At 43.8% G+C, this 23,031-nt stretch carries 19 protein-coding genes; 1 reads left to right on the top strand and 18 read right to left on the bottom strand.

Going from position 1 to position 23,031, the window contains the following annotated elements:
* Positions 1–48: 48 nt before the first annotated feature.
* From EDD57_RS04295 to EDD57_RS04255, 9 genes are all read right to left on the bottom strand, one after another.
* Positions 49–1,404, bottom strand: coding sequence for an FkbM family methyltransferase (locus EDD57_RS04295; RefSeq protein WP_131848251.1), 1,356 nt, complete (start codon positions 1,402–1,404; stop codon positions 49–51).
* Positions 1,405–1,450: 46 nt separating this feature from the next.
* Positions 1,451–2,020 carry an acyltransferase gene (locus EDD57_RS04290; RefSeq protein WP_131848250.1) on the bottom strand — a complete coding sequence of 190 codons (570 nt, stop codon included), beginning with the start codon at positions 2,018–2,020 and terminating at the stop codon, positions 1,451–1,453.
* A gap of 235 nt (positions 2,021–2,255) precedes the next feature.
* Positions 2,256–5,516 (bottom strand): fused isobutyryl-CoA mutase/GTPase IcmF, encoded by a 3,261-nt coding sequence (gene icmF, locus EDD57_RS04285; RefSeq protein WP_131848249.1) that lies wholly within the window; start codon positions 5,514–5,516, stop codon positions 2,256–2,258.
* Complete coding sequence (locus EDD57_RS04280; RefSeq protein ID WP_131848248.1) at positions 5,516–6,151, bottom strand: TetR/AcrR family transcriptional regulator; 636 nt, start codon at positions 6,149–6,151, stop codon at positions 5,516–5,518. Before EDD57_RS04280 ends, icmF begins: the two co-directional genes overlap by 1 nt.
* A complete protein-coding gene (meaB, locus tag EDD57_RS04275; protein WP_131848247.1) occupies positions 6,151–7,110 on the bottom strand; it encodes a methylmalonyl Co-A mutase-associated GTPase MeaB in 960 nt (319 codons plus the stop codon). The genes EDD57_RS04280 and meaB overlap by 1 nt, the downstream gene beginning before the upstream one ends.
* A gap of 12 nt (positions 7,111–7,122) precedes the next feature.
* Entirely contained in the window at positions 7,123–8,265 is a 1,143-nt protein-coding gene (locus EDD57_RS04270; protein ID WP_131848246.1) for an acyl-CoA dehydrogenase, read from the bottom strand.
* 45 nt (positions 8,266–8,310) lie between these two features.
* A complete protein-coding gene (locus tag EDD57_RS04265) occupies positions 8,311–9,450 on the bottom strand; it encodes an acyl-CoA dehydrogenase (protein WP_131848245.1) in 1,140 nt (379 codons plus the stop codon).
* Between the two features lie 20 nt (positions 9,451–9,470).
* Positions 9,471–10,325, bottom strand: coding sequence for a 3-hydroxybutyryl-CoA dehydrogenase (locus EDD57_RS04260; protein ID WP_131848244.1), 855 nt, complete (start codon positions 10,323–10,325; stop codon positions 9,471–9,473).
* Between the two features lie 17 nt (positions 10,326–10,342).
* Positions 10,343–11,521, bottom strand: a complete 1,179-nt coding sequence (locus EDD57_RS04255) for an acetyl-CoA C-acetyltransferase (RefSeq protein WP_131848243.1) — start codon at positions 11,519–11,521, stop codon at positions 10,343–10,345.
* A gap of 342 nt (positions 11,522–11,863) precedes the next feature.
* Between EDD57_RS04255 and EDD57_RS14310 the strand changes: the two genes are divergently transcribed.
* Entirely contained in the window at positions 11,864–12,001 is a 138-nt protein-coding gene (locus EDD57_RS14310) for a hypothetical protein (RefSeq protein ID WP_165873664.1), read from the top strand.
* A 43-nt stretch (positions 12,002–12,044) separates the two neighbouring features.
* Here the strand turns inward: EDD57_RS14310 and EDD57_RS04250 are convergent, their stop codons facing one another.
* The 9 genes from EDD57_RS04250 to EDD57_RS04210 all read right to left on the bottom strand — a co-directional run bounded on the left by EDD57_RS04250 (position 12,045) and on the right by EDD57_RS04210 (position 23,016).
* The gene (locus EDD57_RS04250; protein WP_083426531.1) at positions 12,045–12,215 is read right to left on the bottom strand and encodes an AbrB/MazE/SpoVT family DNA-binding domain-containing protein; all 171 of its coding nucleotides are present in this window, start codon (positions 12,213–12,215) and stop codon (positions 12,045–12,047) included.
* Positions 12,216–12,263: 48 nt separating this feature from the next.
* Positions 12,264–14,333 (bottom strand): (Fe-S)-binding protein, encoded by a 2,070-nt coding sequence (locus EDD57_RS04245; RefSeq protein WP_131848242.1) that lies wholly within the window; start codon positions 14,331–14,333, stop codon positions 12,264–12,266.
* Between the two features lie 188 nt (positions 14,334–14,521).
* On the bottom strand, positions 14,522–15,736 hold the full coding sequence (locus EDD57_RS04240) for an ATP-grasp domain-containing protein (protein WP_131848241.1): 1,215 nt from the start codon (positions 15,734–15,736) through the stop codon (positions 14,522–14,524).
* Between the two features lie 31 nt (positions 15,737–15,767).
* Positions 15,768–16,349 carry an LOG family protein gene (locus EDD57_RS04235; protein WP_131848240.1) on the bottom strand — a complete coding sequence of 194 codons (582 nt, stop codon included), beginning with the start codon at positions 16,347–16,349 and terminating at the stop codon, positions 15,768–15,770.
* 11 nt (positions 16,350–16,360) lie between these two features.
* Positions 16,361–17,587: an MFS transporter gene (locus EDD57_RS04230; RefSeq protein WP_131848239.1), complete on the bottom strand. Its 1,227-nt coding sequence runs from the start codon at positions 17,585–17,587 to the stop codon at positions 16,361–16,363.
* Between the two features lie 67 nt (positions 17,588–17,654).
* The gene (locus EDD57_RS04225; RefSeq protein ID WP_131848238.1) at positions 17,655–18,896 is read right to left on the bottom strand and encodes an ATP-grasp domain-containing protein; all 1,242 of its coding nucleotides are present in this window, start codon (positions 18,894–18,896) and stop codon (positions 17,655–17,657) included.
* Between the two features lie 12 nt (positions 18,897–18,908).
* On the bottom strand, positions 18,909–20,174 hold the full coding sequence (locus EDD57_RS04220; RefSeq protein WP_131848237.1) for an ATP-grasp domain-containing protein: 1,266 nt from the start codon (positions 20,172–20,174) through the stop codon (positions 18,909–18,911).
* 50 nt (positions 20,175–20,224) lie between these two features.
* On the bottom strand, positions 20,225–21,490 hold the full coding sequence (locus EDD57_RS04215) for an ATP-grasp domain-containing protein (protein WP_165873663.1): 1,266 nt from the start codon (positions 21,488–21,490) through the stop codon (positions 20,225–20,227).
* A 176-nt stretch (positions 21,491–21,666) separates the two neighbouring features.
* Entirely contained in the window at positions 21,667–23,016 is a 1,350-nt protein-coding gene (locus EDD57_RS04210; protein WP_131848235.1) for an amidohydrolase family protein, read from the bottom strand.
* Positions 23,017–23,031 lie beyond the last annotated feature (15 nt).

Genomic DNA, 23,031 nt, shown 5'->3' with positions numbered 1-23,031 from the left:
CCCATCTAGAGATAGTAGAACGACAAAGTGAACACTACTAGTAACTTGTTACTCTGTGACGGCAAACAATACCGTTTCTTCTCTAGTAATCGTATAGTGTCCTAAAAAGAACTTATATCCTAGATTTAGGTCCGAAATAAAACGACATATGTCACCAAAATCAGCCATATGATGATACACCGCAATCGCGAGAGTTGGTTTGAATTTCGTGATTACCTTCACAGCACCTTGCAGGGCCTTCATCTCAGCACATTCAACATCCATCTTAATAAAATCTACCTTTTTGATATCGTGTCGGATAGCTAAGTCATCAATGGACAAAGTTACTGTTTCTCCAGTCCCACCTTCTATCTTCGTATTTGATACGATACTGGCAGGCCCATTGTCCAAATAATAGCATAATTCATCAGATGTATTCCAAACTGGCTGTTCAATAATCTTGATCCTGTCTTTTAGGTGTGGATTCAAATCAAGATTCTTCTTCATCGTATTTACATTAGATGGGATAAATTCAAAAGAATAAACCTGACCGCCTGCTCCTGCTTCCTGAGCGAAATAAAGAGCTGTATCACCCCAACAACCGCCAGCATCTATTACCACATCTCCAGCCTGAACTTTTATTCGATGATTGGATCCTGTATACTCGTACTGCTTCTCCATAAAAGTATTGCTGATCCCAGCATTCAGACAATACAAACGGATAGGATAACCAACCTTGCCAAGATCATAGAATGTCAGCACCCAATGATTGTTGTAAATGATATTATTTGGTTGTGATAAACCGTAGATTAAGCTTCTTCTCTTCCAATATGCAGAGTTACTAAGAACTGACTTTACTCTTTTGCTCCCCCAAATTCGAAGTGCAATGACATTAACCAACACATTTCGTGAATCTTCATTATTCAGACGATCATACAAGTATATTAAGCCATCCACATGATCAAAGAATTGTCTCAACTCCGTGCTCGTATCAATGAGCACTCTATCTGTTATGGAAACCCCTATATAAGAAAGCCAATCAATATCTAGGTTAAAAACATGATTTTGATTGGAGCATTCATACAAATAACGAATAAAATGGTCCAAAAAACGAGTGGGGCGATCTACCATAAAATCATCATACTTCAATTGCATGGCTGTCTCGATTAAAAACAACTCATGATACACTTCATTCACTTGTGTTGGCTGTGCTACTGCTAACGCTTTTGAGTAGTAAAACTTGGCATCTTCCAAATAGCCCATAGAAAAAGTAAGGGAACCAAGCTGTTCTAACGTATTATAATCATCTAAATTAAAAATCAATCCTATTTTAAGATTATTGATTGTAGATTCAACATTATTATGTTGAGTGCGATCCGCTTTTCTAACTTGCAATTCATTTAGCGCTTGAGTTGGATGAAACAAAATATCTTCCTCCCTTTAAACTGCTAATGGATCACTTTCCCCTTCTTCACTCCGTTAATCTGTACAAAGATTCCTCCATTTTCAAAAGATCTCTTTTCCTATCTTTAAGCTTCTTAGCAGGTACCCCAACGAAGATGCCCCACGGCTCTATGTCATTCAAAATCAAACTATAAGCTCCAATTGCTGTCCCTTCACCAATCGAGACACCCGGCATAATCGTACTCATAGATCCAATAACAACATGTTTATACAGAGTTATTTTTTTACTAATCATATGTTTAAACTGTTCTGGAACCATTGGACCCGTTAGGCATATACCACTAAAATCATCACTCGAACTATACAATGAACACTTAGAACTTATACCACAAAAGTCGTGGATCATTACATCTCCAGATCCATATATAGAAGTATAGGCAGCTATATGTACATAAGAGCCTATTTTTATCTTGCCTTCTCCAGAGCTTAATATACAAAAATCATCAATCCTCACATGATTCCCAATCGAAATATTTTCAGCTCCGTAGATACTGCATTTTTTACTGATATTCACATTTTCTCCCACTTCTTTAAATCCAATATTAGCCAATTCATTCGGTTTATAAAATGAATTTATTTTAATCCCTCCTAGGAAGGTTCAGTTCTGTTTGAGCCATACACATTCCTCTCCATATGTAACGTTGATATTCTCTTATAGTAGTAAATTCACTTATTCAGCAGAATATTACTATGAATATTTATATTGTTAAACAGCAGCTGAATCACTTACTAGAAGACAAAAAATTGCCTGACAGCGTAACCATCAGGCAAAAGAGAATTCAATATTTGGCTAATCAAATCATTTTCAATCCCTACATATTACGACGGTACTGACCACCTACTTCATAAAGCACAGACGTAATCTGCCCTAGTGAAGCAACTTGAACCGTGTTCATAAGCTCCGCGAAGATATTACCATTGTGACGAGCCACTTCTTTGAGACGTTGCAGAGCTATGGTAGCTTCGGAAGCATAGCGTTGTTGGAACTTCTGTACGTGAGCGACTTGTAATTCTTTTTCGCTGCTATCTGCCCGAGATAGTTCAATCTCTGTCTCTTCAGGTGGATGGGGATTTTCAAATGTATTCACGCCGATGATAGGCAATTCTCCAGAGTGCTTTTTCATCTCATAATACATCGATTCCTCTTGGATCTTGCTACGTTGATACTGGGTTTCCATCGCTCCCAATACCCCGCCGCGATCGCTAATTCGTTCAAACTCTTGCAATACGGCTTCTTCCACTAGATCTGTCAATTCATCGATGATGAAGGCACCTTGCAGTGGGTTTTCGTTTTTAGCTAATCCGAGTTCTTTGGTAATGATCATCTGAATCGCCATGGCACGGCGTACCGATTCTTCTGTCGGCGTAGTGATCGCTTCATCATACGCATTGGTATGAAGGGAGTTACATTGGTCATAAATCGCCATCAACGCTTGTAGTGTAGTACGAATATCGTTAAAATCAATTTCTTGGGCATGAAGCGAGCGTCCAGAGGTCTGGATATGATACTTCAGCTTCTGGCTTCGTTCATTTGCGCCGTAAAGACGTTTCATCGTAATCGCCCAGATACGGCGAGCCACACGGCCGATAACGGTATACTCTGCATCCAGTCCATTGCTAAAGAAGAAGGAAAGATTATGGGCAAACTCATCCACACTCATCCCGCGACTCTTGTAGTACTCGACATAGGTAAACGCATTGGCGAGAGTGAATGCGAGCTGGGAGATGGGATTGGCGCCTGCTTCGGCAATGTGATAACCACTAATACTAACCGAGTAATAGTTGCGCACTTGATTTTGAATGAAAAACTCTTGCATATCGCCCATCATTTTTAAAGCAAATTCGGTAGAGAAGATGCATGTGTTTTGACCTTGATCTTCTTTTAAAATATCTGCCTGCACGGTTCCTCTTACAGTACGCAGAGTAAATTCGCGAATTTGACTCCGTTCCTCTTCGCTTGGCTCTATACCTTCTCGCTCTGTAAACAAGGTAACCTGTTGATTAATCGCCGCATTTAGGTACATGGCTAGGATAATCGGTGCAGGACCATTAATCGTCATCGATACGCTGGTGTTAGGAGCACAAAGATCAAACCCGGAAAAGAGTTCCGCCATGTTGTCCAAGGTACAAATACTAACACCTGATTCGCCTACTTTGCCGTAAATATCAGGACGCTCTGCTGGGTCCTCGCCATAAAGCGTCACACTATCAAAAGCGGTAGAGAGGCGTTTGGCCGTATCATTTTTGGATAAATAGTGGAAACGTCGATTGGTACGACCAGGAGACCCTTCGCCAGCAAACTGTCGCTTCGGATCTTCGTCTGCTCGCTTCAGAGGAAATACACCCGCTGTATATGGGAATTGACCTGGTACGTTTTCTCTTAACAACCAACGCAAACGCTCCCCCCAATCCTGAAAGCGTGGCAGAGCGACCTTCGGAATTTTACTACCGGATAAGGTTTCGTTGTATAAAGGAGTTCGGATGACTTGGTCTCTTACTTTAGATTCTAGGAAATCTTGACGATACATCGACTGGAGCTGATCCCACTCGTCTAGCATTTTTTTATTGTATGGCAACAACTCTAGCTCTTTTTGCTGGGTGACCTGCTCGATTCCTTGTACGACTTCTCTTTCAATCGAGTGAGTAGCAAGTAGATTTCGAGTTCCATATAGCTGATAGAGTTCCGTTGCTACTTTTGCTTGTTGCTCAACGTCTTCATAGTACTTGCGAACGGTCTGGGCTAAATCCCTTAGATAATGGATTCGCTCTGGCGGAATAATATACTCTAGCTGACTGACACCAACGGGTATATCAATCGTCGAGACCCAATCCACATCACACTTCGCACCGATCGATTCAACCATCTTTTTATAGAATAGATTGGTTCCAGGATCGTTATAACGAGAGGCCATCGTACCGTAGACTGGAATTTCTTCCTCAGGCGCATGAAAGAGATGGTGGTTTCGTCGATACTGCTTTTTCACATCACGCAATGCATCCAAGGAGCCTCGACGGTCAAACTTATTAATTGCGATGAGATCTGCATAATCTAGCATCTCAATCTTCTCTAGCTGGGAAGGGGAGCCAAACTCTGCCGTCATCACATAGATCGATAGATCACTGATTGGAACGATATCGGCATTCCCTTGCCCAATCCCACTTGTTTCCACAATGATTAAGTCATAACCAGCACTCTTCACGACTTGGATCGCTTCTTGAATCGCTCCACTTAGCTCGGTACGAGTCTTACGCGTTGCCAAACTACGCATATAAACCCGCGGGTGATGGACTGCGTTCATGCGAATCCGGTCGCCAAGCAGTGCGCCACCTGTCTTCTGCTTCGATGGATCAATCGAGAGAATCGCCACTTTCTTATCTGGGAAATCCTCGAGAAAACGACGTACCAACTCATCGGTTAGCGAGCTTTTTCCGGCTCCACCTGTACCGGTGATCCCGATAATAGGGATATGCTTCTTAGCAGGTAATAAATCTGTTAGCCAACTTTTAGATAATGTTGCCGCCGCCTCACTTAGCACATTTCGTTGTTCAAATGTCTGCTCTACATACGAAATTGCCTTAGCTACGGCTTGGAAATCACCTTGCACGAGAGATTCCCTCGACCAATTTGGCTCTTGGACAGATGGGTAATCCGTCTCACGAACCATGAAATTGATCATCCCTTGTAACCCTAAAGCCCGGCCATCTTGTGGAGAGAAGATTTTCGTCACGCCATACGCTTCCAGTTCCTCAATCTCACGCGGGATGATGACACCACCACCGCCGCCAAATACTTTGATGTCGGCATTTTCTTGTCTGAGCAAGTCGATCATGTATTTAAAAAACTCTACATGCCCACCTTGATAGGACGAAATCGCAATCCCTTGCACATCCTCTTGAATCGCCGCTCTGACAATCTCTTCTACCGAGCGATTATGCCCCAGATGAATCACTTCGACACCTGAATCTTGAAGCAAACGACGCATTAAATTAATCGAAGCATCATGACCATCAAACAAACTGGCAGCTGTTAAGAATCGGACAGCATGCTTGGGACGTATAATCTCGGTTTCCATCATCGTCTCACCCCTTGTATCTCTATCATTAATAGCGAAACTTGTTTTTCTGTATATTCTTTGAGTGTGTACATTTTTCTGAGTGCCCAATGGCGAAAAGCCCACATCTGCCCGAGTACGACGATATTGTGTGCTGTTAGTCGAACAGAGGAGGGTGGGATCTGAAAGGAACCATCTTCGATCCCTCTAACTAGCATCTGTTCGAAGAAGAGCGTAATCTCTTCTTCTCTCGCTAGTACTAGTTTCATCTGTTCGCTAGGAAGAGATTTCGTTTCTTGATAGATTAGTACGACATATGGACGTAGTTCATCCATGATTTGAAAGTACTGAGTAAGGCTCGAGGCAAGCATTTCTTTGGCCGTCAGATGATGTGAAGAAATGGAATGAAGTTTCTCGAGTAATAAGGAGTGAATATAGTGACAAACGAGATAGAGAACATCCTCTTTGGACTGAATATATTCATACATCGTCCCAATCGACAAACCACACTCACGGGCAATCTCGCGGGTGGTTGTCTTATGGAATCCCTTCTCGATAAACAGCCTAACCGCTCCTTCTACAATCTGTTGCCGGCGCTCTTGTACAAGTCTCTGGTTCTTAATCATAGAGGGAATAACTTCTTGCTTCTTAATCACTAAATCCCCTCCCGATCCCGTCTAATCAAGTGACTCTTGATCCATTCACGAGCAAATGAATGAGGCAACTTTGCCCCCTGCCAAACCTCTTCCATCTGCTCTTGAAAAGTAGATTCCTGAATGCATTGCTCGAGATAAGCTTGAAATTCGGCGGCAATTCTCTCTTTTACCTCGCGAACCGTTTGCTCCTTACGGCGACGAATTCCTTCACCACTTTCTTGTAAAAAGGCGCGATGGTGTTGAAATTGCTCCCATAATTCAACGACTCCCTTTCCCTGTATCGGAATCGTCTGAGATACCGTTGGGTTCCACTCGGTTTGATCATGGGTTAAATGTACATATTGCCCAATTTCGGCAACCATCTTCGCCGCTCCCGACATGTCCGCTTTATTCACCACGTACAAATCGGCAATCTCCATCACACCTGCTTTAAACACCTGTACCACATCGCCACTATGCGGATGCACAACCAGAGCCACACTGTCCACTAGGTGCATAATCTCTAGCTCCGATTGCCCCACACCCACAGTCTCTACGATGATCACATCAAAGCCAGCCGCATCCAGTACACGAACCGCATCTTTGGTAGCACGAGAAAGACCACCGAGACTCCCACGGCTCCCCATGCTACGAATAAATACATTCTCATCCAGCGCATGCCGAACCATTCGGACACGGTCCCCGAGAATTGCTCCTCCGGTAAAGGGGCTTGTTGGATCTACTACAATAACCCCCACGCGTAGGTCCTTTTCTCGGAGTGTTGTGATCAAACAATCAATCAACGTACTCTTTCCAGCTCCGGGAGGGCCTGTAATCCCAATAACATATGCCTTTTTTGCTAGTCGCTCCAACTCTTGTACCAAAAACTCTGAGTCAGCGTGATCATTTTCTAAGAAGGTGATAATTCGCGCAATCGCCCTTCTTTCACGATTTTTGATGCCTTCGATCCAATCTTTCATCTGATATCACTCTTATTCGTTCGAAATATATTTAGCGATAACAACACGTTGAATCTCGTTCGTTCCTTCATAAATCTGGGTAATCTTCGCATCACGCATCATGCGCTCCACTGGATACTCGCGGGAATAGCCATATCCGCCAAAAACCTGAACCGCTTCAGTCGTCACTTCCATCGCTGTATCTCCTGCGAATAACTTCGCCATCGCAGATGCTTTGCCGTACGGAAGGCCTTGTGCTTCGAGCCACGCCGCTTGATACGTAAGCAGACGGGCCGCTTCGATCTTCGTTGCCATATCAGCTAGTTTAAATTGAATCGCTTGTAGTGCAATAAGTGGCTTACCAAACTGTTTCCGTTCCTTCGCATAAGCAAGTGCTTCCTCGTATGCTCCTTGAGCAATCCCCACAGCCTGTGCCGCGATTCCATTTCGTCCGCCATCTAGCGTCTTCATCGCAATCTTAAAGCCCTCTCCCTCAGCTCCCAGACGCTGACTACTCGGAATTCGGCAATCTTCAAAAATAATCTCCGTTGTCGCAGACGCACGAATCCCTAGCTTCTTCTCTTTCTTCCCGATCAAAAAACCAGAGGTTCCTTTTTCAACGATAAATGCAGTAATCCCCTTATGTTTGAGCGAGGCATCCGTAACAGCAAAGACGACATAAATCTCTGCATCCCCACCATTGGTAATAAAAATCTTACTTCCATTTAAAATGTAATCATCGCCGTCTCTCGTAGCAGTCGTACGCATCGCGGCAGCATCTGATCCTGAACCTGGTTCTGTTAAGCCATATGCTCCTAGCTTCGTACCCTCTGCAAGCGGTCTGAGATACTTCTGTTTTTGCTCTTCCGTTCCAAATGTGAAGATTGGATAGCTAGCAAGGGAGATATGAGCCGATAGCGTAACACCTGTAGAGCCACATACACGGGATAGCTCTTCCACTGCGATCACATAGCTAAGGTAGTCCGAACCAACGCCGCCGTATTCCTCTCCCCACGGGATTCCTGCCATGCCCAATTTGCTCATCTTATCAAAGATCGAGCGGTCAAAAATCTCGTGTTCGTCGCGTTCTGCGGCACTTGGTTTTACTTCCTTTTCGGCAAAATCGCGGACCATTTGGCGCATCATTTCGTGTTCTTCTGATAGACGGAATTGCATGTTGTTCACCCTTTGTTAGGTTTTATCATTTCGAGTTGTCTGTTCCTACTTCCCAATCTCATTCCCAATTACAATCCTTTGAATCTCATTCGTTCCCTCATAGATCTGCGTCACCTTCGCATCCCGGAAGAAACGTTCAACCGGATACTCCCGAGAATACCCATACCCACCAAACACTTGAATCGCTTCTGTCGTAACTTTCATCGCCGTATCCGTCGCAAACATCTTCGCCATAGATGCCTCTTTTTTACAAGGCAACTTCTGTGAAACGAGTTCAGCCGCACGGTAAACTAACAGGTGCGACGCTTCAATCTGAGTCGCCATATCAGCTAATTTAAATTGAATCGCTTGTAATGCATTAAGCGGTTTCCCGAACTGTTTGCGTTCCTTCGCATAGGCATTTGCCGCCGCATAAGCGCCTTGTGCAATTCCCAAGCCCTGTGCCGCGATTCCGATACGACCGCTAGCTAGATTAGCCAAAGCGATTTCATACCCTTGCCCCTCACGGCCGATCAGATGATCTGCTGAAACCCGCGCTTCTTCTAATATCAACTCACACGTATTGGAACCGTGAAGCCCCATTTTCGGCTCCTTTTTCCCAACTAAAAATCCCGGAGTATCCTTCCGTACAAGGAAAGCAGAGATACCGTAGCTCCCTCGACCCGGATCGGTTACAGCAAAAACAGTGTATAAATCGGCCGCTTGTGCGTTGGTAATAAACATTTTGTTTCCCGTTAAAATGTACTCATCACCCACACGCTTAGCTGTCGTACGAAGTTGACTTGCATCGGATCCAGCCTGAGGCTCTGTTAGACCAAATGCACCGATATACTCTCCACTAGCTAACTTAGGGATATAACGCCGTTTCTGCTCTTCCGTTCCATATCGCAAAAGAGGAAGCGTTCCCACTGAGGTGTGCACGGAGAGGATAACCCCTACAGTTGGACTCACTTTCGAAATCTCTTCAATCGCTAGGATATACGAGACGAAGTCTGCTCCCGATCCACCCCACTCTTCGGCAATCGGGATCCCCATTAATCCCAATTCCCCCATCTTGCGTATCACTTCAAGTGGAAAACGGTCCTCTGTCTCCATCCGTTCGATTTCTGGCGCGATTTCTTTCTGAGCAAAATCGCGTACCATTTGCTGCAATAAAATTTGTTCTTCTGTAAACGAAAATCGCATCTGTCTCACTCCCAACTATCTTACTTGTATACGTAAAATCCACGGCCGCTTTTTCTTCCTAACCAGCCTGCTTTTACATATTTGCGAAGAAGGGGACACGGACGATACTTGGAATCTCCAAATCCTTCATGTAACGTTTCCATAATGTACAAACAGGTATCAAGCCCTATAAAATCAGCCAATGTGAGAGGGCCCATCGGATGATTCATCCCCAGTTTCATCACATCATCCACCGCTTCTGGTGTCGCCACCCCTTCATAAACGGTATAAATGGCTTCATTGATCATCGGCATTAGAATCCGATTTGACACAAAGCCCGGAAAATCATTTACCTCTACTGGATGCTTACCTAATTCCCTAGATAGTTGTTCAACCAAGTCATACGTTTCTTGATCCGTCGCAAGACCGCGAATAATCTCCACAAGTTTCATCACCGGAACTGGATTCATAAAGTGCATGCCGATCACTTTCTCTGGACGTTTCGTCACTGCGGCAATTTCGGTAATCGGTAGAGAAGAAGTATTGGACGCAAGCACGGTGTGCGCCGGGCAAAGTTCATCTAGTTGCTGGAATAACGAAACCTTTGCCTCCATTTGTTCAATAATGGCCTCTACCACTAAATCAGCTTTCGTAGCAGCCGTCTTCAGATCCGTCGTACCCATAATTCGGCTTAAAATGGAGTCCATCTCTTCTTGCGTACTACGCCCCTTCTCCACTTGGCGCCCTAGTTTTTTTTGGATCGAAGACAAGCCTTTCTGTACAAACGCTTCCTGTTGATCTAATAGAGTCACTTCAAATCCCGATTGGGCAAATACCTGAGCAATTCCACTTCCCATCTGGCCTGCACCAATGACCGTCACATATTTTACTGACATAAAAGTCCCTCCTCCACTTAACCTACTCGAACCAATACAGCATCTCCCTGCGCCGCTCCACTACAAATCGCTGCTACACCAAGGCCACCGCCACGGCGTTTTAGCTCCTCAATCAACGTAAGAATAATGCGGGCGCCACTGGCTCCAATCGGATGACCGAGGGCAACAGCTCCTCCATTTACATTGATCTTATCTGGATTTACGCCAAGGATTTTGGCATTAGCAAGAGCTACTACCGAAAACGCCTCATTCATTTCAAACAAATCAATCTGATCTATTGTGAGATTATGTTTCTTCAATAATTTCTGAACAGCATACGCTGGTGTGATCGGGAAATCAGGTGCCTCTAGTCCGATTGCCGCATGTCCTAACAACGTTGCCATTGGCTCTACATCTAACTCTTTTGCCTTCTCACGAGATGCCAGTACCATTGCCGCTGCTCCATCATTCACACCCGGTGCATTTCCTGCCGTAATCGTACCGTCTGCCACGTAAGCTGGCTTTAACTTAGCCAACGCTTCCAAGCTTGTATCACGCCGAACCGCCTCATCCTGATCTACCACAATCGTCTGCTTGCGGGATTTCACGTGAACCGGCACAATTTCATCAGCAAACTTGCCTGCATCCATCGCCGCTGCGGCTAATTGATGACTCCGAACCGCCCATTCATCTTGCTCTTCTCGACTAACCTCGTATTTTTTCGCAATTGCGCTACCGTGCACAATCATATGAACATCATGGAAAGCACACCACAGGCCATCATGCACCATGGCATCCAAAACTTGACCATTGCCCATACGCATCCCAAACCGACCTTGTGGGAGCATGTAAGGAGCATTGCTCATACTCTCCATACCACCTGCCACCATAACCTCCGCATCGCCTGCACGGATGATTTGATCCGATAAAGTTACACTTCTCATCCCGGAAGCACATACTTTATTAATCGTCTCCGTTCGCACTTCCCAAGGAAGGCCTGCATGGCGAGCCGCCTGACGGGACGGAATCTGCCCAGCACCTGCTTGTAGCACCATTCCCATAATCAGTTCTTCTACTTGGTCCGCTGCCACTCCCGAACGTTCCAGTGCACCTTGAATTGCCACTCCGCCTAGCTGAGCAGCTGTTTGATCTTTTAATGCCCCACCAAATTTACCAAATGGAGTACGAGCTCCACCTAAGATTACTGTTTCTCTCACAAACATACACCTCCAGATGAATTCCCAATGGTTTTCCTTGACCGAGCGTTCGTTCATTTTCGGATTGCAACAAATATGCAAACGCTTACAGTTCTAAGGATACAGGATTGCATTTTTATTTACAATAGTATTTCGATTCGATCTAATAAGGAAGAAAACATAGTAATATTGACTATTTAAAAGAGTAAAGAAAGGGACAAAGAAAGTGATTTTGGCATATTGGTAATAGAGGGCCTATTGATTAAGCAACAAATAAAACAAACTGGGGGCAATGTATCTAACCACTGCGATGTTAGTAAGCCTACTTAGCGTAGTCCTTCGTAGCTAGGGCGTTTTGTGGCAATGTTTGAGCGTTCTTTGCGAGTTTTGCCACTTGCCCGAAGCATCGATAGACGAAGCGGACTTGCTTTTCCACATCTTCGCGGGCTTACTATTGAGCTGTGGGTAGATACATGCCCCGGGATTGCTCCAACAGGCTAATCAATTGCTTTTGCCCTTGTCATGTAAACATTAGACGGGCTCATCAAAGCTCCTGCACCTCATCAATCATAATCTTATTCACATTTACCAACAAAAGATTACCCTTTTTCGTCTCGATAAAAGCGATCTGATCTCCCTCATTCATCTCTAACTTTCGACGGATCTCACTTGGGATTACGATTTGCCCCTTATCGGAAATTTTGCGTACATGCATGGTGTTCACCCCTAACTTATGAATATTCTCAGTTTGTCTATAGTCTTATTAGGAGGCTTGCTCTTCTTGCTCAATCGTAAATTCAACGGAAAGAGCAAGTATCTCAGCGACGTCGAGTGTTTGAACCGACTCTTCAACTTCTTTTGCTTTGGTTCCATCAGACAGCATGGTGAGGCAATAAGGACAAGCGCTACCAATCATAGTCGGCTTGGTTTCGAGTGCTTGCTCGGTACGTGCAACGTTGACACGCGTTCCTTCGTGCTCTTCCATCCACATCATGCCACCACCCGCACCACAACACATCGCATCCTCAAAGCTACGCTTCATCTCTACCAAGTCGATCCCCGGAATCTTACTTAAGATGAACCGTGGAGCGGAGTAGATATCGTTATAGCGTCCGAGATAACAGGAATCATGATAGGTAATACGCTCAGTCACTGTCTTACTTGGGACGAGACGCCCGTCTGAGATGAGATCTGCTAATACTTCGGAATGATGATACACTTCCGCTTCCAAACCAAGGTCTGGATACTCATTTTTAAACGTGTTGTAAGCGTGTGGGTCAATGGTAATGATCTTCTTGACATTGTTCTTTTGAAACTGTTTGATATTGTCTTCCGCCAATTGCTGGAACAGGAACTCATTCCCCATACGGCGCGGTGTATCACCCGAGTTTTTCTCTTTGTTTCCGAGAATCGCAAACTTCACGCCCGCTTGAGTCAAGAGTTTCACGAGGGTTCGAGAAATTTTTTGGCTTCTCATATCATAAGCACCCATGGAGCCTACGAAGAATAGGTACTCGAATTCTTTCTCTTCTTTTACCGTTGGTACAGGCACTACTGCATCTGCCGCCCATTTGTCACGGTCTTTTTTACTAATTCCCCATGGGTTTCCTTGCTTCTCGATATTGGAGAAAGCACGACCTGCTTCTGCACTCATCTTCCCTTGTGTCATCACAAGATGGCGGCGCATATCGATAATTTTATCTACATGCTCGTTCATAACGGGGCATTGGTCTTCACAGTTACGGCAAGTGGTGCAAGCCCAAATTTCCTGCTCTGTAATGACATCTCCAATCATCGCAGGACCGCTCTCTCCAACCGCTACCTCCAACGCTGCTTGGTTGGCACTGGAAAAAGCAACTTGCGGTACCCATGGCGCTTTTTGTGTAATTGCCGCACCTTGTTCTGTTAGGTGATCTCGCAGCTTCACAATCAACTGCATCGGGGATAACATCTTACCGGTCCCAGAAGCAGGGCACATATTGGTACAACGGCCACATTCCACACAGGCATATAAGTCAATCAATTGTTTTTGGTTAAAATCAGTAACCTTCCCGACTCCATACTCTTCTACTGTCTCATCTTCAAAATTGATTAACGAGAGTTTACCGGGTGGTTGTTGGCGCTTCATAAAGACGTTTACAGGTCCCATTAATAAGTGGAAGTGTTTCGATTGCGGTACATACACCATGAAAGTAAAGAGTACCAGTGCATGCATCCACCAAAACACATAGAATACCGCCTCTGCTACACCTTCAGATAGTCCTGAAAACGGCACTGCCAACATAGATGAAATCGGTGTTGCCCAGCTAGATGGATGTTGGAGAGCGATTTGTTCAAACGCGCCACCCATCAGGATCGAAAACATCAACGAAGTTAAGAAGATGATAACCAGACCTGATTTAAAATTTCGCTTCAGGCGTGCAAGTTTCTCCACATACCTACGATGAAACGCATATATCGTGGCGACAAGCACGAGGAACGTTGTGATTTCTTGCAAGAAAGTGAAAGCTCCATAAACAGGACCAAGGGGCAGATGTCCACCTGGTTGTAAGCCCTTCCAAAAAAGATCAATCGCACCGAATTGAATAATAATAAACCCATAAAACATAACGGTGTGCATAATTCCGCTTTTCATATCTTTAAAAAGCTTCTTTTGCCCAAAGACATTAATCATAATCTCACGGAAACGTTCTCCAAAGTTCAATTGGAATTCAATTGGTTTGCCCAATCGAATATACTGATAACGTTGATAAATCACGTAACCAAACAAGTAAAACGCATAACTAGCTACAGCAATAAGTGCAATGATATTGAAAATTTGTAACGTAGACATTGCTAGCTCGCTCCTTTCAAAACATTTCATTTACAGCAACTATATATAATCTTACCATTACTAATTGGTTCCATTGTAACACAAAAATGAGTGGCCATTCAGTTTTTTTATTTTCCATATAAAAAGAAAAAACACCCACTTCGAAATGGTTAGTAAAAATCAACCGAAACAAAGAGGTGTCTTCCTTTTTATGCGATTGGCTCTGTTACGATTTCATATTCGTTCATCGCTCGGAGAAGATCCGATTCGATGTCTTCTTCACGGCCAATAAAGGCAAATTTACCAGCGTTAAAATAGTACCCGCCTTTACCATCGAGAATAGAATCTACTTCTGGAATATATTGATAAGATAGAGTTGATAAGCCTTCTACTTTAGATACCTTCACCACTTTACAAGGAACCTCTTTCGGCTCAGGGACTAACAAGAACCCTGATACAAAAGGTGTTTCTCTAGGGGATACTTCAATTTCTTCACCCAGTTGGGATTGGAAGAGGGCCCTTACTAAGTCCACATCATATAAAAGTCTCATAAGTGGCACCACTTCTCCGCCACCTTGACGTGCACCCAGCTCTAGGAATACAGGCTCATCTCCCTCACGCAGAATCGCCTCTAGATGAAACACACCGTTATCCAGCCTAAGTGTTTTCATCACCTCTTCAGCAAAGTCTCCAAATTTCTTCGATCTCTGTTCGTCAGAAATAATGATGGAGCCAACTGATTTTCCTAGCGTATAGTCATAGCAGGTGTTTAGATAGCGAGACGTTTTAACAAACACAAGCTCGCCATTTTTCATAATGCCATCTATATGAACAATAGGACCTTCTATATACTCCTCACACTCATAGGTATGAATATCGATCTCTTTCATCGCAGCCTCTAGTTGTTCCATATCCGGTATGATTTTTACTCCTGCACTAGCAGCCCCTGTTCTCGGCTTTAGCACAACAGGAAATCCAGTCTCAGATACAAAATCAAGCAAACTTTTCTCTGTTAGGTCCTCCAGATATCGCGGAATCGCAACCTTCGTACCCACAAAACTCTTCTTCATTTCAATTTTATCAATAAATCGTAGAGTATCTTGTAAACTGAGACCTTTGATCGCATAACGATCTCTCATTTTCCCTGCAACTAAAATATCATTTTCGGACAAGGCAATGAGAACATCGATCTTCCCAAATCGACTGATGATATTATCGATTGCCGAACTTACTTCCTCTACATCTTTCAAATCGGTAACCACTTGTGCATAGTTGGGGATCTCGGGGTGATTGTCTAGATAGACTGCACCACCCGCATTTACGATGTAGGAAACATTATTTTGATGATGGTCAAGGAGAATCGCATAGTTCCCGTAATCATCGCTCCATCTGTTCATAATCACTATATTTTGATTCGTTTTCATTGTTGTACCTCCGCCAAATCAAGGGAATTTACTATTTATGAACGGGAATTGCTACTTTTAATGAAGAAACAATTGTATCAATGTCATCGACAATCTTTACTTTGGTCATATCATCATCATTCAAAAATCCGTGATGCTTCAAATTATCAATCAACTGGATAAACGGATCAAAGAAATGATGGATATTCCATATATAAAGAGGGGCGTCGTGTATTCCAATCTTTAACCATGCAATCGTTTCACATAATTCATCAAAGGTACCAATTCCACCCGGCATAGCCAAAAAGCCAGATGCTAATTGATACATCGTATTTTTTCGCTCATGCATGCTCTGCGTAAAGATCGTAGAAGCGAGTGCACCGCCCTCTGCTTCTTGGTGCCTGAGAAACTCGGGCAAGACCCCTACGACTTTGCCACCACCAACAGCCACTTCGTTCGCTAATTTCCCCATCATGCCTATGGTACCGCCACCATACACGATACCAAAGCCAGCTTCTGCTAGCTTCCTTCCTGCTATCTCAGCTTGTTCCATCCACATGGGATCGTTACCTGTTCTAGCACCGCAAAAGCAACAAATTAAAGGTGGGCTTTCTTCTTTGAGCTTCGCAATCATATCTGTTCCCCCTATCCAGCCATTGTGCTACTGCTACTACTCTTCTTATCCATTCGATAAGAGAGGCTATAGATGATGAAACCAAGCGTCATCACACTTGATAAAATTAAAAAGCCGTATTGCGCACCCCATGCATCCATCGATTTCCCTACTACATACGTACAACCGATTTGTAGGGACATCCCGATCACATTCCAGATCGACATCGCCCGTCCGATGTACTCAGGTGGCAATTTCTCCATCACTTCTGAGTACATAATGATTCGAATCCCCGAACCACAGAACCCAAACATCATATTGATAAAACAGGCGACTGCAACACTATGATTCACAAACATGAGTCCCCCGCAGAGGATCGCGATGATAAACCCAACCAGCACTAACCCTTTTCGTGAGATTTTAGAAGAGAGATTCATAATAATCAAACCAGAGATACAGGCCCCAATCCCATAACACATGGTAATCAGCCCGAATTTCACAGAATCCTCATGTAAAAAGGTGCTCACGTAGCCTGGAAGCGATACATTGATCAGGCCCGCCGCTACAAATGGGATAAACATCGTAATTCCGAGTAAGAAGATCGCCGAACGATGACGGAAATACTTGAATCCATTGACAAAGTCTTCTTTTAGATTAGCCAATTTTAATCCCGTTTTCGCTGCCGTTGTCTCAACTGAGATGAGTTTTACTAACAAGCTTGCGATGATAAACATCACAATATTGATAATCAAAATGGAATTAAATCCTAGTTTTTTATAGAGTAATCCTCCAACCGCACCTGCTGAGAACATCCCTACTTGCATCGCGATTTCCGCGCCTGAATTTCCTTTTAGGACATTGCCCCCTTTTGCCGTAATGCTTTGCAAGAGCGCCTTAGTAGCTGGAAAGTAAATATTCCACCCGATTCCATTGCTAATCGCTAAAAGGAACACGTAACTATAGTGGAAACCTGTAAATAAAAACAACAACAGCGTAATCAGTGTCAAAGCAATCCGAAACACATTTGACCAGATTACAACTGCCTTCTTATCAAAACGGTCGACTATCAATCCAGAAAAGAATGATATCAACAATCCACAAACTACGTTTACACCGAATACCAAACTGACCAGCTCATTCTTTCCCATGTGGTCGAGTACAAGCCAGTTTAAGGTTCCGAGTGTAATGCCAGCGCCAAACTGACATATTAAATCTGATAGTAAAAATAGTTGCAAATTATTCTTGAAGAGATTCTTCATACTACACCTCAATTCGCTACAATGAATATATGGGACTAGATTGGATTCATAGTCCCATATATTCTTATTACGTCATACTGCTTCGTAATTCCTCGATGATATGAATGGGAACAATCTTATTTTCCTCATTTAAACCCATCAATTTAAAGAAGCAATCTTCTGCATCTACTGCGCTCAGCATCATCTTGTACTGTGTTCTTCCGTCGTGGTAGCGGTTAAAGCTTACATAAACCACATCATCACGATTCCGCATCCGCTCCGCAGTGGCCGGCGTTATATTTTCCAACGGAAACTCAGCTACAAAACGATCTTGCTTTGGTAGACGATGCTTGTTTACCCATTCACCCTCTGCCATTTCAAGGAGGCACTGGAACGCATTATGCCCAGAAACAGCCGACGACAAATTCGTCATACCTGAGATGCGAGGATTAATCTCAATGATGTAAAAAATTCCGTCCTTATATATTAATTCTACGTCGATCGACCCACTTACCTCTAATTTAGAGGCAATATTTAAAACCATTTCCTCTAATTCTTGAATCGGGTAAGATTCATGGGTAAATGGAGCAAATCGGAGGTGGTCAAATGGGAATAGATTCCGAACTGAATTGGAGCACTTTCTGACCAACGGTTGGCAACGATAATTCCCATCGCACCCTAGTACTTCGATGCCAAATAGCTCTCCCTCGATAAACTGTTCTACTAGAACATCCGCTGTTGGAGGATTCGTGGTTAGGTAGTCTCGTAATTCCTCTACCGTATCCATAATCTGAATGCCGCATGACATCGAATCCCACAGTGGTTTGACGATGATCGGGAAGCCCATTTTCTGCACTTTATGAAAGATAAAATCACGATACGAGTGGTAACGAATGCCCCGGTCGTTGATCAGGTCACCATGAATTAAGAATCCATCGGTAACGGCATATCCCAAATTGCGTAAGAAGCCCTTTGTTTCCCACTTATTGCACATGATCGCGGTTGCTTCCATCGAGTGCATAATCATCGGAATCTGATGCTTTTCCATTAAGATTTCCTTTACACAAGCATCACGCAAACTATTATCATCTGGAAGCGAAATCGAAATCACGACATCCGCTTTCCAATCCACTATTTTTTCGACGAGTGTTTCACAGGAGACATCCGCTGGAACCTTTTCCATCTCACCTGGAAACATCTCTTCGTTGCATTCACCATCTGTATAGAAAAGCTTTATCTGATGCTCATTTTTCTGAACGTACTTGCTAATGTAACGTAAAAAGGGTTGCGCCTGTCCGATATCTACTGATCGAGTAAATGCGATCCTCATCGATGTCCACCTCTACTCAGCAATTTGCAATTCAATTTTCTCTAATGCTTCCGAACATAAAGCAGATGCCCTTTCATAACGATGAGAAACCGAAATGATATGACCGATTCTGTCAATGTTGTTAATCGGGACACCGATCTTTTGCCCTTCTTTTGCATATATTTCGATCTCCACAATGCCTTCCTCTTCATCCGAAGAAGCCTTCTGGATTTCCTCAAGCCGACCAATTGATTCAATAACTCCCTCTTTATCGCTCGTGATAAAACGGATAGCCGCGAATTGATTATTTCGAGGGGTAACATCCGGATTTTGCCCCAGAGAAGTCTGAATATAGACAATCCCTTCATCAATTCCGCAAGCGTGTAAGAGGAGACAAGGAATTTTCCCACCCGGCATCCTTGCCCCTACTTCAATAATCTTCACACCGTCCTTCGTCAGCTTCACTTCCACATGAGCAATGCCATTTTTCAATCCGAGGGAGCGAACGGCTGATTCCGTCATATCTTTGATTTGCTTTTGTTTACAATCATCTAAATGGGAAGTAAGAGTGTGACCGATCTCGGCAAAATGATTACCGGTAGTAGTCATCTTATCTGTAATGGCTAGTACGCTGACTTCCCCTTCACAGATCGCCACTTCTACGCTTACTTCCTGTCCGGATAAATACTCTTGGATCAAGATGTGATCATCTAGGTGCATACCATGTGGAAATTCAATATTATTTTGCCTTATGACTTCAAAAGCTTCCATTAGCTCTTGTTCACTGTTTACCTTGAAAACGCTACATGATCCTGCGTTCGAAGATGGCTTAATCACGACAGGGTAACCGATTTCAAGCGCGGCCGCAGTACACTCATCCCATGTTTGAACCACGATTGTCTTGGCACAAGCAACCTCGCACTCCGCAAAATACCGATGCATCAAATCTTTTCTGCGAAGCGCCGCACACTTCGTCACATCATGAGTAGGTAGATTTAATTCACTGGCCACTTTCACCGTCATATCGGTCACAAACTCGAAGCCCGCTACTACCCCCTCAATCCCCACTCTTTTGCCATACGCGACGATCTCTGCAATCGCTTCTACTTCTTCACAAAAGTTTGTAAACAGTGTATAGTCAATCATTTCCTTTACTGCATCCGAATAGCTATGTTGATACAAGTCTTCATGCGTCACTGCATGGACCTGGACACCCATTCGCCTCGCACTCTTCAATAGCTCGATGCCACCTGAGCAATTGGGTTCGATGATCATAATCTTTCTTCTCTCTTGATCCATCTTTTCCGCTCCTCATCGTCTAACTAAACTCAACTCAACTAAAATACAATCTACTCAGCGATTTGCAATTCAATTTTTTCTAATGCTTCCGAACATAAAATCGCTGCTCTTTCATAGCTATTGGAAACGGCAATGATATGACCGATTCTGTCAATATTGTTGATCGGAACACCAATCTTTTGCCCTTCTTCCACATAAATCTCGATGTCAACGATCCCTTCCTCCCCGTTTGAGGAAATGTTCTGGATCTCCTCCAGTCGACCGATCGATTCGATCACACCTTCTCGATCACTCGTGATAAACTGGATCGCCGCAAACTGATGATTCCTTGGTGTCACATCAGGAAATTGACCCATCGAAGCTTGAATGTAAACGATGCCTTCATCAATTCCACAAGCGTGTAATAAGAGATTCGGGATCTTATCCCCTGGCATTCTCGCCCCTACCTCAATAATCTTCACGCCATCCTGCGTCAGTTTCAACTCAACATGACCAATCCCGTTTTTCAATCCGAGAGAGTGCACAGCCAGCTTCGTCATATCCATAATGAGCTTCTGCTCACGAGGATTTAAGTTAGACGGAAGAGTGTGACCAATCTCAGCAAAGTAATTTCCAGAAGTAGTCGTTTTATCTGTAATCGCCAGTACGCTAACGTCACCGTTGAATACAACGACTTCGACACTCACCTCTGGTCCAGATAGAAACTCTTGGATCAAAATATGATCATCTAGAGGCATACCGTGAGGGAACTCCACATTATTCTCACGAATCACTTCAAATGCTTTCTTTAGCTCGTCTTCACAGTTTACTTTAAAAACACTGCATGATCCTGCATTGGAAGATGGTTTAATCACGACAGGATAGCCCAGTTCAAGCGCCGCCGCAGTGCACTCATCCCACTTTTGAACGATGATCGACTTCGCACAAGCAACTTGATTCTCTACAAAACGTTGATGCATCAAGTCTTTTCTTCGAAGTGCCTCACATGTAAGCGGATCATGAGTAGGTAGTCCTAATTCGCTCGCTACTTTCACTGTCATATCAGACACGAACTCGAAACCCGCTACGACTCCCTCAATTCCCACTTTTTTGCTATACGCAACCATATCTGCGATCGCTTCTGCTTCAATGCAGAAGTTCGTAAACAGTGTATAGTCGATCATTTCTTTCAACTCAGCTGGGTAGTTCTTCTGATATAAGTCTTCATGTGTAACAACATGGACTTCAGCGCCCATTCTTCTTGCACTCTTCAATAGCTCAATGCCACCTGAGCAGTTTGGCTCGACAATCATGATTTTTCTTTTAGTTTGATTCAATGTGTTCGACTCCCTTGCTTCATTCATATTAACCACTACTCATATCAGTCTGTTGATTAATTAGTAGACAGGATTAGGCTAGGGGCAATGTATCTGACCACTGCGATGTTAGTGTTCGCAGACTCACTATTTGAGCTATGGGCAGATACATGCCCCGGTCTAACTCGAATATCTCATTAATTAACAGACTCCAATTCTTTCAAATGCTCCATAAGTGGTGCCGTGAGTCTTGATTTGATGCTGTAGAATTTCTGGTTTAGAAACTCTTCATCCGTCGGCTTAAACTTATAATCGTCGATGACGAGTTCGCCGCCGATCACGACATATCTGGCCGATGATGTCATCAGGACCTCGGATACTAGGAGCAACGGATTAAATTCGTTGATCGGAGCTTGTTCTGGGACGGAGAAGATAGCAATGTCTGCTGTCCATCCTTCTTCGATTACGCCAACTTGGTCTAAACCGAGCGCCTTAGCACCATCAACCGTGATCAGTTTGAAAATTTTCTCGAAGTCTACTTGTCTTTCTCTACTCATCACACGTTGCGAGAAATAGGAGAATAACGCATCGGCCATCAAGTTATTTTGTGGATTGATCATCCCAGCATCCGTTCCGAGGCCTATGCTACATTTTCCGTCGCTCAATTTTAGTAACTCGAACAATCCGGCCTGTGCAAAGGCATTCGCCAATGGACAGCTTACTAGCTTTATAGGCAAGCTTGCTACTAGTTCGACTTCTTTAGGAGTTAGAAAAGAAGCATGAATTAACAAAGTGTTTTCTGTCAATATATTAAGACTGTTTAGAAATTCAACACTGTGTAAACCATGTACTTCTTTGCATTTGTTCGATTGTGTTTCCCCTTCACTCACATGCAGGGAAAACAATACTTCATTTCGCTTTGCCACCTCGTAGAGATCCTTCATAAACTGAGGAGACGAAGTTAGTTCGGAAGAAGTCCCAATGGACAACGAAATGCGTTCACTTCTGTCACTTGCTAAGAATTGATCCACTCGCTCAAATGCCTGTTCATCAGAAATCACTTGGGGCGATACGCCATTACCGTTCCACTTCTCATTGACAGCATACGTTATAAAGCAACGAATCCCGGATGCCTCGGCCGCTTTTAAGTCAGGTTCGTAGCGGCTGGTAAACACACCCGTCGTGGTAACACCCATTTGAATCATTCGCTTATAGCTGTACAAGGAGGCCCAGTACTGATCTTCGTCTGACTCTTGGCCATTTTGCTGGTGAATCAAAGAGAGAATGGTTGGGAGTGATTGTCCTAAGAAAAGACCTCGATATAAATCTTTACTCGGATGTAGATGAGCATTCGTCAATCCAGGAATGCATACAAGATTCTCACCATCTAGAACCCTACCTGAAAAGCTACTCTCTGCTAAAAAGGTATTCACTTCCGACTCGCTATAGAAAATCCGCTTTATCTTTTGCTTCTCCATCACGATTGAACCAAAGCGAATCTGAAAATGACGGTCCAGAAAATGAGTGTTTTTGATGACTAGATCCATGTTCTGATCATCCTA

Origin of the sequence: Baia soyae, from assembly GCF_004341445.1 — a bacterium.
In the GTDB taxonomy this organism is placed as follows: domain Bacteria; phylum Bacillota; class Bacilli; order Thermoactinomycetales; family Thermoactinomycetaceae; genus Baia; species Baia soyae.
The sequence above is the reverse complement of the archived record's forward strand: the minus strand, read 5'-3'. Positions and strand labels throughout refer to the sequence as shown.

Bases quoted from the DNA above. Each gene is read 5' to 3' on its own strand.
- icmF (WP_131848249.1), bottom strand. From the start codon at position 5,516: ATGGAAACCGAGATTATACGTCCCAAGCATGCTGTCCGATTCTTAACA.
- meaB (WP_131848247.1), bottom strand. From the start codon at position 7,110: ATGAAAGATTGGATCGAAGGCATCAAAAATCGTGAAAGAAGGGCGATT.
- EDD57_RS04270 (WP_131848246.1), bottom strand. From the start codon at position 8,265: ATGCAATTCCGTCTATCAGAAGAACACGAAATGATGCGCCAAATGGTC.
- EDD57_RS04265 (WP_131848245.1), bottom strand. From the start codon at position 9,450: ATGCGATTTTCGTTTACAGAAGAACAAATTTTATTGCAGCAAATGGTA.
- EDD57_RS04260 (WP_131848244.1), bottom strand. From the start codon at position 10,325: ATGTCAGTAAAATATGTGACGGTCATTGGTGCAGGCCAGATGGGAAGT.
- EDD57_RS14310 (WP_165873664.1), top strand. From the start codon at position 11,864: ATGTTTGAGCGTTCTTTGCGAGTTTTGCCACTTGCCCGAAGCATCGAT.
- EDD57_RS04250 (WP_083426531.1), bottom strand. From the start codon at position 12,215: ATGCATGTACGCAAAATTTCCGATAAGGGGCAAATCGTAATCCCAAGT.
- EDD57_RS04245 (WP_131848242.1), bottom strand. From the start codon at position 14,333: ATGTCTACGTTACAAATTTTCAATATCATTGCACTTATTGCTGTAGCT.
- EDD57_RS04240 (WP_131848241.1), bottom strand. From the start codon at position 15,736: ATGAAAACGAATCAAAATATAGTGATTATGAACAGATGGAGCGATGAT.
- EDD57_RS04235 (WP_131848240.1), bottom strand. From the start codon at position 16,349: ATGATTGCGAAGCTCAAAGAAGAAAGCCCACCTTTAATTTGTTGCTTT.
- EDD57_RS04230 (WP_131848239.1), bottom strand. From the start codon at position 17,587: ATGAAGAATCTCTTCAAGAATAATTTGCAACTATTTTTACTATCAGAT.
- EDD57_RS04225 (WP_131848238.1), bottom strand. From the start codon at position 18,896: ATGAGGATCGCATTTACTCGATCAGTAGATATCGGACAGGCGCAACCC.
- EDD57_RS04220 (WP_131848237.1), bottom strand. From the start codon at position 20,174: ATGGATCAAGAGAGAAGAAAGATTATGATCATCGAACCCAATTGCTCA.
- EDD57_RS04210 (WP_131848235.1), bottom strand. From the start codon at position 23,016: ATGGATCTAGTCATCAAAAACACTCATTTTCTGGACCGTCATTTTCAG.